Origin of the sequence: Micromonospora sp. CA-263727 (assembly GCF_050942455.1) — a bacterium.
In the GTDB taxonomy this organism is placed as follows: domain Bacteria; phylum Actinomycetota; class Actinomycetes; order Mycobacteriales; family Micromonosporaceae; genus Micromonospora.
Genome location: NZ_CP192031.1, coordinates 4,836,804 through 4,848,831 on the forward strand (window position 1 = coordinate 4,836,804; position 12,028 = coordinate 4,848,831).

At 73.5% G+C, this 12,028-nt stretch carries 7 protein-coding genes; all 7 read left to right on the forward strand.

The window, feature by feature from the left end:
* Positions 1 to 4 precede the first annotated feature (4 nt).
* The 7 genes from uxaC to ACQPYA_RS21155 all read left to right on the forward strand — a co-directional run bounded on the left by uxaC (position 5) and on the right by ACQPYA_RS21155 (position 11,922).
* Positions 5 to 1,432, forward strand: coding sequence for a glucuronate isomerase (uxaC, locus tag ACQPYA_RS21125; RefSeq protein ID WP_433528825.1), 1,428 nt, complete (start codon positions 5 to 7; stop codon positions 1,430 to 1,432).
* Entirely contained in the window at positions 1,429 to 2,730 is a 1,302-nt protein-coding gene (locus ACQPYA_RS21130) for an enolase C-terminal domain-like protein (protein ID WP_433528826.1), read from the forward strand. The genes uxaC and ACQPYA_RS21130 overlap by 4 nt, the downstream gene beginning before the upstream one ends.
* Complete coding sequence (locus tag ACQPYA_RS21135) at positions 2,721 to 4,208, forward strand: mannitol dehydrogenase family protein (RefSeq protein ID WP_433528827.1); 1,488 nt, start codon at positions 2,721 to 2,723, stop codon at positions 4,206 to 4,208. The genes ACQPYA_RS21130 and ACQPYA_RS21135 overlap by 10 nt, the downstream gene beginning before the upstream one ends.
* A 92-nt stretch (positions 4,209 to 4,300) precedes the next feature.
* Complete coding sequence (locus tag ACQPYA_RS21140) at positions 4,301 to 5,494, forward strand: Gfo/Idh/MocA family protein (protein ID WP_433528828.1); 1,194 nt, start codon at positions 4,301 to 4,303, stop codon at positions 5,492 to 5,494.
* Between the two features lie 254 nt (positions 5,495 to 5,748).
* Positions 5,749 to 7,110, forward strand: coding sequence for a pectate lyase family protein (locus ACQPYA_RS21145; protein WP_433528829.1), 1,362 nt, complete (start codon positions 5,749 to 5,751; stop codon positions 7,108 to 7,110).
* A gap of 98 nt (positions 7,111 to 7,208) precedes the next feature.
* Positions 7,209 to 8,759, forward strand: coding sequence for a pectate lyase family protein (locus ACQPYA_RS21150; protein ID WP_433528830.1), 1,551 nt, complete (start codon positions 7,209 to 7,211; stop codon positions 8,757 to 8,759).
* 304 nt (positions 8,760 to 9,063) lie between these two features.
* On the forward strand, positions 9,064 to 11,922 hold the full coding sequence (locus tag ACQPYA_RS21155; RefSeq protein ID WP_433528831.1) for an AAA domain-containing protein: 2,859 nt from the start codon (positions 9,064 to 9,066) through the stop codon (positions 11,920 to 11,922).
* Positions 11,923 to 12,028 lie beyond the last annotated feature (106 nt).

A 12,028-nucleotide genomic window follows, 5' to 3' on the forward strand; every position in this document is an offset into this window, starting at 1 on the left:
CCCCGTGCCCACCTCGACCCGACCCGACCTGCTCCTTCCCGCCGAGCCCGGCCAACGCGCGCTGGCCCGGGAGCTGTACGCGCTGGTGGCGCAGCTGCCCATCATCTCCCCGCACGGGCACGTCGACCCGGCCCTGCTCGCCGACGACCAGCCGTTCCCCGACCCGTCCCAGCTGCTCATCGTGCCCGACCACTACGTCACCCGGATGCTGCTCAGCCAGGGCGTCGGCCCGGCCGAGCTGGGCGTGCCCAGCCGCGACGGCAGCCCGGTGGAGACCGACGGGCGGCGGATCTGGCGACGCTTCGCCGCCCACTGGCACCTGTTCCGGGGCACCCCGTCCCGGTTGTGGCTGGAGCAGACCCTCACCGAGGTCTTCGGCGTCGACACCCGACTGACGCCGCAGAGCGCCGACGAGGTGTACGACGCGCTGGCCGCCAAGCTCGCCGAGCCCGACTTCCGGCCCCGGGCGCTCTTCGAACGGTTCAACATCGAGGTGCTCGCCACCACCGAGTCGCCCCTGGACGACCTGGGCCGGCACGCCAAGCTGGCCGCCGACGGCTGGGGCGGCCCCGGCGGGCGGGTGGTCACCACGTTCCGCCCGGACAACGTGGTGGACCTGGATTTCGAGGACTGGTCGGCCAACGTCGACCGGCTCGGCGAGATCGCCGGGGAGGACACCGGCGCCTACCCCGGCTACCTGGCCGCGCTGCGGTCACGGCGGGCCGCGTTCATCGCCGCCGGGGCCACCTCCTCCGACCACGGTCATCCCACCGCCCGCACCCTCGACCTCGGCGCGGACGCGGCGACCCTCTTCGACCGGGCCCGTCGGGGCCGGGCCGAGCCGGGCGACGCCGAGGCGTTCCGGGCGCACATGCTGGTGGAGTTCGCCCGCATGTCGCTCGACGACGGGCTGGTCATGCAGCTGCACCCCGGCGCGGTCCGCAACCACAACCGGTGGCTGCACGCCCGGCACGGCCGCGACGTCGGCGGCGACGTCCCGCAGGTCACCGAGTATGTGCACGCCCTCGCCCCGCTGCTGGACGCGTACGGCAACGATTCGCGGCTGCGGGTGGTGCTCTACACCCTCGACGAGGACACCTTCACCCGGGAGCTGGCGCCGCTGGCCGGCGGGTACGCCGCCCTGCTGCTCGGCGCGCCCTGGTGGTTCCTGGACTCCCCCGAGGTGCTGCGCCGGTTCCGGGAGACGGTCACCGAGTCCGCCGGCTTCTACAACACCGCCGGGTTCGTCGACGACACCCGGGCGTTCTGCTCCATCCCGGTCCGCCACGACGTGGCGCGCCGCATCGACGCCGGCTTCCTGGCCCGGCTGGTCGCCGAGCACCGGCTGCCCATGGACGAGGCCGCCGAGACCATCGTCGACCTGGCGTACCGGCTGCCGAAGCGGGTCTTCAAGTTCGGGGAGATCTCATGACCACCATCACCGACGTCACCGTGCACGACGTACGCTTCCCCACCGCCGCCAGCGGCGACGGGTCCGACGCGATCAACCGGGGCGACTACTCGGCCACCTACGTGGAGTTGACCACCGACGGCGGGCCGACCGGCGCCGGGTTCACCTTCACCAACGGCCGCGGCAACGAGATCACCTGCGCGGCGGTACGCGCCCTGCGACACCACGTGCTGGGCCGTACGGTCGACGAGATCGCCGCCGAGCCGGTGGCCTTCTGGCGCTCCCTCGCCGCCGACGTGCAGCTGCGCTGGCTGGGCCCGGAGAAGGGGGTCATCCACATGGCCACCGGCGCGCTGGTCAACGCGGTCTGGGACCTGCGGGCCAAGCTCGCCGGCAAGCCGATGTGGCGCTACCTGGCCGAGTTGCCCACCGACGAGCTGGTCGCCAGCGTGGACTTCCGGCACATCACCGACGCGCTCACCGCCGACGAGGCCGCCGCCATCCTGGACAAGGGACGCGACGGGCTCGCCGACCGGCTGGCCCTGCTGGAGCGGGACGGCTTCCCCTCGTACACCACATCGGTCGGCTGGCTCGGCTACCCCGACGACAAGGTCCGCGCGCTGACCCGGGCCGCCTACGCCGACGGCTGGCGGGCGATGAAGATGAAGGTCGGCGGCCCGCCCGCCGACGACCTGCGCCGGGCCCGGATCATCCGGGACGAGATCGGCCCGGACACGCTGCTGATGATGGACGCCAACCAGGTCTGGGACGTCGACGAGGCGATCGCCAACATGACGGCGCTGGCCGAGGTCGACCCGTACTGGATCGAGGAGCCCACGCACGCCGACGACGTGCTGGGGCACGCCCGGATCGCCCGCGCGGTGACCGAGCTGACCGGCGGCCGGTGCCGGGTCGCCACCGGCGAGGTGGCCGCCAACAAGGTCATCTTCAAGCAGCTGTTGCAGGCCGAGGCGATCGGCGTCATGCAGATCGACGCCTGCCGGGTCGGTGGCGTCGACGAGGTCCTCGCCGAGCTGCTGATGGCCGCGAAGTTCGGCGTGCCGGTCTGTCCGCACGCCGGCGGCGTCGGGCTCTGCGAGTACGTGCAGCACCTGGCGGTCTTCGACTTCCTGCGGGTGGGCACCAGCCTGGCCGGCCGGATGGTGGAGTACGTCGACCACCTGCACGAACACTTCGTCGATCCGGTACGCGCCCGGGGCGGCCGGTACCTGCTGCCGACCGCACCGGGCTACAGCGCCACCATGCGGCCCGAGTCGATCGCCACCTTCCGCTTCCCGGACGGCCCGGCATGGCGGTGACCGTGGGCGCGTCCCGACTCGACCTCGGCGCGCTGCGCCGGCTACCGGCGCAGGCCCGCCCGCTCGTCCGGCCGGGCACCGTGCCGGCCGGCGTGCTGCACCTCGGGATCGGCGCGTTCCACCGCGCCCACCAGGCCGTCTACACCGAGCAGGCGATCGCCCTGGCCGGCGGCGACTGGGGCATCGTCGGGGTCGCCCCGCGCAACGCCGAGCTGGTGCGGACCCTGGCCGCGCAGGACAACCTGTTCAGCGTGAGCACGCTCTCCGCTGCCGACCAGCACACCCGGGTGATCGGGGCGCTGGCCGGGGTGCGGCTGGCCAGCGCCGACCCGCAGGCGGTGGTGGCGCTGCTGGCCGACCCGGCGATCCGGGTGGTCACGCTGACGGTCACCGAGAAGGCGTACCACCTCGACCCGGCCGGTGGGACGCTGCGGCCGGATCCGGCGCTGGTCGCCGACCTGACCACCGACCGGCCGCCGGCCACCGTGCCGGGGCTGCTGGTGCGCGGCCTGCTGGCCCGGGCCGCCGCGGACGCCGGGCCGATCGCCCTGGTCAGCTGCGACAACCTGCCCGCCAACGGCCGCCGGCTGCGCGGCCTGGTCAGCCAGGCCCTGGCGTACGCGGGCGCGCCGCAGCCCGCCCTCGACTGGGTCGCCGCGCAGGTCGGCTTCCCCGGCACCATGGTGGACCGGATCGTCCCGGCCAGCACCCCGCAGACCCTGGCCTCGGCCCACCGGGCGCTCGGCGTGCAGGACCTGGCGGCGGTGGCCGCCGAGCCGTACACCCAGTGGGTGATCGAGGACGACTTCCCCGGTGGCCGGCCCGCCTGGGAGCGCGCCGGTGCGGTGCTCTGCGCCGACGCCGGCCCGTGGGAGCGGCTGAAGCTGCGCGCCCTCAACGGCGTGCACTCGGCCATCGCGTACCTCGGTGCGCTGGCCGGCTGCGAGACGATCGCGGAGGCGCTCGCGATGCCGCACCTGACCACGGTGCTGCGCCGGTTGATCGCCGACGACGTGGCGGCCAGCTTCACCCCGCCCGACGGGGTCGACGTGGTCGACTACGGCGAGCAGGTGCTGGCCCGCTTCGCCAACCCGGCGATCCGGCACCGTACCCTCCAGGTGGCCATGGACGGCTCGCAGAAGCTGCCGCAGCGGATCCTGCACACCATCGTCGACCTGCGCGCGGCCGGCCGGTCGGCGCACTGGGCCGCGCTGGTGGTGGCCGCCTGGATCCGGTTCGCCCAGGGCACCGCCGACGACGGCCGCCCGCTGCCGCTGGACGACCCGCTCGCCGACCGCATCCGCGCGACGCTGGCCGCCGCCGGCTCCCCCGCCGCCGCGGTGGACGCGATCTTCGCCCTCTCCGAGGTCATCCCCCCGGAGATAGCCGACGACGACGAAGTCCGCACCGACGTCACCGCCTGGCTGACCGCCCTACACCACCACCCCGTCCCCACCACCCTCGCCACCACCCCATGAGTGAAAGGAAGGGCCCCCTATTAACGCCTGGGGTAGAGGAAGGGCCCCCTATTAACGCCCCGGGCGCGGCGCGCGCTACGCGAACGGCGCGGGTGGCGGGTGGCGCGCGGGTGGCGCGGGTGGCGCTGGTCGGGGCGAACGGGCACGGGCGGTGGCACCGGCGGGCGATCAGCGCGCTGCAGGACGCGGGGCGCGTACGGCTGGTCGCCCTGGTCGACACCCGGCCGATCGAACCGGAGCCGGCCGCCCCGGTGCCGGCGGACACCCGGATCTTCACCGACCACCGGGCGATGCTCGCCGAGGTCGCCCCGGACGTGGTGGTGATCTGCACCCCGCCGCACACCCACCTGCCGATCGCGCGGGACGCCGTGACCGCCGGCGCCGACCTGCTGCTCGAAAAGCCGCCGGTGCTCTCTACGGCCGAGCACGAGGAGTTGGCCGGAGCGCTGGTCAGCACCGGCCGGGTCGCGCAGGTCGGATTCCAGGCCCTCGGGTCGGCGGCGTTGACCGCGCTGACCGAGGCGGTGACGTCGGGCCGGCTGGGCACCGTCACCGGCATCGCCACGGTCGCCGCCTGGCAGCGTCCGGACGCCTACTACGCCCGTGCCCCGTGGGCCGGGCGGCGGTCGCTCGATGGCCGGCCGGTGCTCGACGGTGCCCTGGCCAACCCCCTGGCCCACGCGGTGATGCAGTGTCTGGCGGTCGCCGAGGTGGTCGGGGGCGCGCCATTGGCGCCGGCCAGCATCGAGGTGGAGCGGTACCGGGTCCGGCCGATCGAGGTCGACGACACCGCCGTGCTGCGGGTACGTCCCCGCCACGGCCCGCCGATCGTGGCCGCGGTGACCCTCGCCGGAGAGGACTTCGTCGCCGGCGAGGTGATCGTCACCGGCAGCGCCGGGCGGGCCGTGCTGGAGTACCCGACCGACCGGCTGCTGCTGCCCGGCGACGCCGCGCCCCGCGCGGTGCCGGGCCGGCGGGGGCTGCTGGAGAACCTGCTCGCCCACCGGGCCGACCCGCGGCTGCCGCTGATCGCGCCGCTGGCCCGGACCGCGCCGTTCACCGACGTGCTGACCGCCCTACAGGCGGCGCCCGAGCCGACGCTGCTCGGCGGCCGGCTGGTCGACGCCGTCGGCGAGGGACCGCAGCGGGTGCTGCGCATCCGGGGCGTCAACGCGGTGCTGCGCCGGGCCGCCGAGCGCGGCGCGCTGCCGTCGGAGTCGGACGTGGAGTGGGCGGTCCCGCCGTGGCGGGCCGATCTGACGGTCCCGCCGGGGTGGGCCGATTGACGGTCCTGCCGGGGCGGCCGGATCTGACGACATCGGAATAGGAGGAACGGCAACGACACTGCAACATCGCCAGCTCATCAAGGGCTGACGCAAGCGCGATAACCAGCCATTTCCCGATCGAAGCAGGTCGGGGCAATGCCAGTCGAAAGCAATTACTGCAACAAAGCTGCACATCATTCATATTGACCGAGATAAAACAATAACCGTAACCTTCGTCACAAACACGAAACACCGACGAGGGAACGGAACAAGCGATGCGCAGAATCGCCGCCGGCGCGGCATTGATCACTCTCATCCTGACCGCTGCTCCCGCCCCGGCGGCGGCGCACTCGCCGACCCGGGAGGGCAGCACGGCGGCGCTGTCACCGCTGGCCCGTCAGCTCGGCCGGCAGGCGCTGCCGGCGGGCGACGGCTGGGCCGCCGCCGGGCCGGGCACCACCGGAGGCTCCGCCGCCGCGGCCGACCGGGTCCAGGTGGCCAGCACCCGCGCCGAGCTGATCGCCGCGCTCGGCGGCAACAACGCCACCAACATCACCGACGCCACTCCCAAGATCGTGTACGTCAAGGGCACCATCGACGGGTTCGAGGACGCCGACGGCCGGCTGCTCGACTGCGCGGACCTGGCCGACCCCGGGTACTCGCTGGCGGCGTACCTGGCCGCGTACGACCCGGAGGTGTGGGGCCGGGTGACGCCGAGCGGACCGCTGGAGGAGGCCCGGGTGCGGTCGGTGACCAACCAGACCCGGCACACCCAGATCAACGTCGGCCCGAACACCACCATCATCGGGCTGCGCGGGGCGCGGCTGACCGGCCTCACCCTGATGATCGACCGGGCCCCGAACGTCATCGTCCGCAACATCACCTTCGACGACGCCCGGGACTGCTTCCCCGCCTGGTCGCCCACGGACGGCGAGACCGGCAACTGGAACTCCCAGTACGACCTGGTCTCGGTGCGCCGCAGCGAGAACGTCTGGATCGACCACAACACCTTCACCGACGGCGACAATCCGGACAGCGCCCAGCCGACCTACTTCGGACGCCCGTACCAGGTGCACGACGGCTCGCTGGACATCACCCACACCGCCAGCCTGGTCACCGCCGCGTGGAACCGCTTCGACGGGCGGGACAAGGTGATGCTGATCGGCTCGTCCAACACCGTCGGCCCCGACGTCGACCGGCTCAAGGTCACCGTACGCCACAACCTCTTCGACGGGTCGCTGCAACGGCTGCCCCGGGTCCGCTTCGGCCAGGTCGACGTCTACAACAACGCGTACCGACTCGGCGGCGAGGGCTTCGAGTACGCCATCGGCGTCGGCGTGCAGTCCGCCGTCTACGCCGAGAACAACCACTTCACCCTCGGCTCCGGCATCAGCGCCGCGGACCTGCTCTACGACTGGAGCGGCACCGCGATCACCACCCGGGGCAACTGGGTGGCTCCGGCCAGGGGGCTACCGCGTCCGGTCGACCTGGTGGCGGCGTACAACGCCGTACACGATCCCGACCTGTCGCCCGACGCCGGCTGGACGCCGGCGCTGCGCCACGGCCCGGTGTTGCCGGCCCCGCTGGTGCCGCTCGTGGTCGGCCCGCTCGCCGGCGCCGACCGCCTGCCGCTGTAGCCCCACACCGCTGTTAAAAGGGGGCCCCTCCTCTACCTGAGGCGTTAAGAAGGGACCCCTCCTTACACCACCACCAGCAGCAAGGAAGTGAGGAGAGGATGAGACGACCAGTCGCACTGCGACTCCTGGCAGGGTTGGCCGCGACGGCCGTGGGAGCCGCGGTCTGTGTGGCCCTGACGACCCCCCAGGCGTCGGCAGCGGTCGGCAGCGCCACCGGCTTCGCGACCCGCAACGGCGGGACCACCGGCGGCACCGGCGGGCAGACGGTACGCGCCACCACGGGTACCCAGATCCACGCGGCCCTCTGCGGCCGGGCCAGCAGCAGCACTCCGATCATCATCCAGGTCGAGGGGACCATCAACCACGGCAACACCACCAAGGTGTCCGGGTCGAGCTGCAACACCGCCGCCGACGTGATCGAACTCAAGCAGATCAGCAACGTCACGATCCTCGGGGTCGGCAACGGCGCCGTCTTCGACCAGTTGGGCATCCACATCCGCGAGGCCAGCAACATCATCATCCAGAACGTGACGGTCCGGAACGTCAAGAAGTCGGGCTCGCCGCTCTCCAACGGCGGTGACGCCATCGGCATGGAGGCCAACGTCCGCAACGTCTGGGTCGACCACGTCACGCTGGAAGCCTCGGGTGGCGAGGCGGAGGGCTTCGACGGCCTCTTCGACATGAAGAACAACACCCAGTACGTGACGCTGTCCTACAGCATCCTGCGCAACTCCGGGCGCGGTGGCCTGATCGGGTCCAGCGAGACCGACCTGACCAACGACTTCATCACCTTCCACCACAACCTGTACGAGAACCTCGACTCCCGCGCGCCCCTGCTGCGCGGCGGCACCGCCCACATCTACAACAACCACTATGTGAACATCCGGGAGTCGGGCATCAACTCCCGGGCCGGGGCGCGCGCCAAGGTGGACAACAACTACTTCCGGAACTCCAAGGACGTCCTGGGCACCTTCTACACCAACCAGGCCGGCTACTGGCAGGTCAGCGGCAACATCTTCGACAACGTGACCTGGTCCAGCCGGAGCAGCGACAACAACCCCGCCGGCCCCAACCCGACCTCCAACACCAGCGTCAGCATCCCGTACTCCTTCAGCCTCGACTCGGCGAGCTGCGTGCCGAACCTCGTCAGCCAGCTCGCCGGCGCCAACAAGGGCATCCGGTTCTCGAACGGCAGCTGCGCGTCGACGGCGCCGACGCCGACCTCGACCAGCCCCACGCCCGCACCGACCACCCCGACGCCGGGACCGACGACCTCGCCGGGCGGGACCAACCTGAGCCTCGGGGCCGACTCCGACGGTTCCAGCAAGGCCAGCGGGACGAGCTACGGCGACGTCCGGGACGGCAACATGAACACCGCCTGGTCGCCGTCCGGCACGACCGGTCAGATCTCGATCAAGTGGGGTTCCGCCACCACGGTGTCCAGGATCAACATCCGGGAGGCCGCCGGCTCCGTGGGCAACATCCGGTCCTGGCGGGTCCTCAACCACGACACCGGCGCCGTCCTGGGCTCGGGCAGCACGGCGGGCGTCGTCACCTTCCCGGCGACCTCGCTGCGCAAGATCACCTTCGACATCACCAGCTCCAGCGGTACGCCGAGGGTGGCCGAGTTCGAGACCTACGCCGGATAGCGCCGCTTCCCGTCGACCCGACAAGCCGGCGTACCTGCCGACGCCGGACACCCGGGTGGGGCCCGTCAGACCTGACGGGCCCCACCCACCCCTGTTGCCCCCTTCGCTCTGCTCCAATCGGCGCGCCGATTCCAGGCCGGATCCATTGCCCACGCTTAAGCAGAGCAAAGGGAGCCGTGCAGGTAGTCCGGCCGGGCGGCACGGCCGGGCCGGCCGCCGCAGCTGAGCCGGGCGGCACGGCCGGACCGGATGCGGAGACTCGGTCGCGCTCGCCCTCGACGACGTACGGCAGAATCTGCGGGCGATGCATGCGGCGACCATCCTCACCGCGCTCGCCGACCTGGCCCCGGCCGGCGCCGAGCGGGTGTTCGACGTGTCCGGGACCGGTCGGCCGCTGGTCTGGCTGCCGGAGCCGGACCGGGGACCGCGCAACGCCCGGCTGGACCGGCTGGCCGCCCTGGACGCGCTGCACCGTGACGAGCGGATTCTCCGCCGTGGCCTGGCCTTCCTGGTGGGCGGCGCCGACCTGGACGGCGGACGGCGGCGGGTCCGCCTGCCGCTGCTGGCCCAGCCGGTACGCCTGGAGCGCGGTCGACGTGGCTACCGCGTCGTCCCGGCCGGGGATCTCGAACTGACCGCGCTGATCGAGGACCGGGAACTCGCCGCCCGGCTGGAGGCGGCGCCCGGGCTCGCCGGGCCCGGCTGGCTGAGCGCGGCCGGCACCGCCGCGTGGATCACCGCAGCGGCTGAGGCCGCCGGCCTGAAGGTGAACACGGTCGTCCCCACGCCGCCGCGCAGCGTCGACGAGGCGGTGGTCACCGGCGTCGGCGCGGCGGCGATCTTCGTGACCCGGGACGTGTTCGCCGGCCGGCTCCGGGACACCCTGCTGAACTGGGCGGGCCGTCCCGGGCTGGCGGCCACGGCGCTGAGCAGGCTCTATCTCGGCGGCACCGGACCCTCCGACGGCCCGGCCCCGACGGCGCACCCGCCGCAGAGCACGGTCGTGGCCGGTGCACCGACCGGGCCGGACCGCGGTGCCGTCGGTGACGGCGGGGCCGACCAGGAGGACGTACTCTCGCCGCTGCCGCTCAACGCCGCGCAGCGCGACGTGATCCGGCGGACCCGGACGGAGCCCGTGGTGGTGGTCTCCGGCGCCCCGGGCAACGGCAAGAGCCACGCCCTGGTCGCCGCCGCGCTGGACGCCGTGGGCCGGGGTGGCTCGGTGCTGGTGGCGACGCAGTCGGTGCACGCCGCGGAGGTACTGGGCGAGCTGCTGCGCCGGCATCCCGGGCCGAGTCCGGTGCTCTTCGGTGACGCCGAGCGGCGCGACGCCATCGCCACCGAGCTGGCCGGCGGGGTCGCGGCCGGCGTCGACGACGCGCAGCTGCGCAGCGACGACGCCGCCGTGGCGGTCGCCCGGGACCGCGTCGTCGCGGTCCGGGCCGGCATCGACGCCGCCCTGGACCAGGAACGACTCGCCGCCACGCTGCCCGGTTGGCAGCCACTGCTGCCCGCCCTGCGCCACGACGCTCCGGCCGCGTTCGCGCCCGACACCGACCTGACCGCGGTACGAGCCGCCCTGGCCGGCGCCGGCCGGGCCGGTGACGGCTGGTGGCGACGACGGCGACGGGCGCACGCCGTCCGGCGGCTGCGGCGGCTGACCGGCGCCGGTCCCGACGTAGCGGTGGAACGGCTGCGGGCGGCGGTGGAGGCAGCCGCCGCGGTACGAGCGACGGCCCGGCTGGCCGCGAGCGGCGGCACCGAACTGACGGCGGCCTGGCAGGCGCTGGCCGAGGCGGACACGACGCTCGCCGAGGCTGTCGGCACCGCCATGCGGCATCGGGCCACCAGCGCACGACGGTGGACGGCGGACGCCCGGCGCGCCGCCAGCGGCCTGGGCACCTCCCTGCGGGCCGGGCGCAACCGCCGCCGGGAGCTGCTCGCCGGGCTGGACGCCGACGCGCTGGTGCGGGCGTTGCCGTTGTGGGTGGGCACGGTGACCGACGTCGAGGATCTGCTGCCGCCGGTGGCCGGCATGTTCGACCTGGTGGTGCTGGACGAGGCGGCGCACGTCGACCAGTTGCGGGCCGCCCCGGTGCTGGCCCGGGCGCGACGGGCGCTGGTCGCCGGCGATCCCCGGCAGCTGCGGTTCGTCTCTTTCGTCTCTGATGTGGACGTATCCGCGACGCTGCGCCGGCACGGCCTGGACCGCCTCACCGACCGGCTCGACGTGCGCCGGTCGAGCGCCTTCGACGTGGCGGCCGGCGCCGCAGCGGTCACCTGGCTCGGCGAGCACTACCGCTCCACACCGCACCTGATCGGATTCTCCGCCCGGCGCTTCTACGGCGGCCGGCTGGAGCTGGTCACCCGGCACCCCCGCAACGAGCGGGCCGACGCCATCGACGTGCTGACGGTCGAGGCGGCCACCGTGGTCGACGGCGTCAACCAGGCCGAGGTGGCGGCGACACTCGACCTGGTCCGGCGGCTGGCGACCCGGCCACCCGAGGGTGGCATCGCGGTGATCAGCCCGTTCCGGGCCCAGGCGGACGCGGTGGAGGCGGCGTTGCTGTCGGCGTACGACGTCGACGAGATCGAACGGCTGGGCCTGCGGAGCGGGACGGTGCACGCGTTCCAGGGCAGCGAGGCGGACGTGGTGATCGCCTCGCTCGGGCTGGTCGACGACGACCCGCCGTCGCGGCACCGGTTCGCGGCGGAGCCGAACCTGTTCAACGTCCTGGTCACCCGGGCCAGGAAACACCTCACCGTGGTCACCTCGCTGCGGTCACCCGACGGCATCATCGGTGACTACCTGCGGTACGCCGAGCAGCCGCCCGCCGGGTCCGAGCCGGCCACCTCCCTGCCCGACACCTGCCCAGCGGAGCCCTGGACCCGGGCCCTCGCCGCCGAGCTGGCGCGGATCGGGCTGCCGGTCCGGCCCGGCTATCCGGTCGGCCGCTGGCGGATCGACCTCTGCGTCGGCACCGACGCGGAGGCGGTCGCAGTGCTCTGCGGTGTGCACCCGGACGGTGTCACCGCGCACGTGGAGCGACAGCGCACGCTGGCCCGGGCCGGCTGGCGCCTGCACGACGCGTTCGCCAGCCACTGGGCCGACGACCCGATCCGGGCCGCCCTGGACCTCGCCGCCCGCATCGCGCCGCGATGAACGCCGCCGGCCGGCCGGGACAGTCGGCCCGCACAGGTCAGCCCGGACTGCTGCCGAAGCCGACGATGCTCGCCGCCAAGGGCCCAGGTGTATCGAGGTGGCCGGG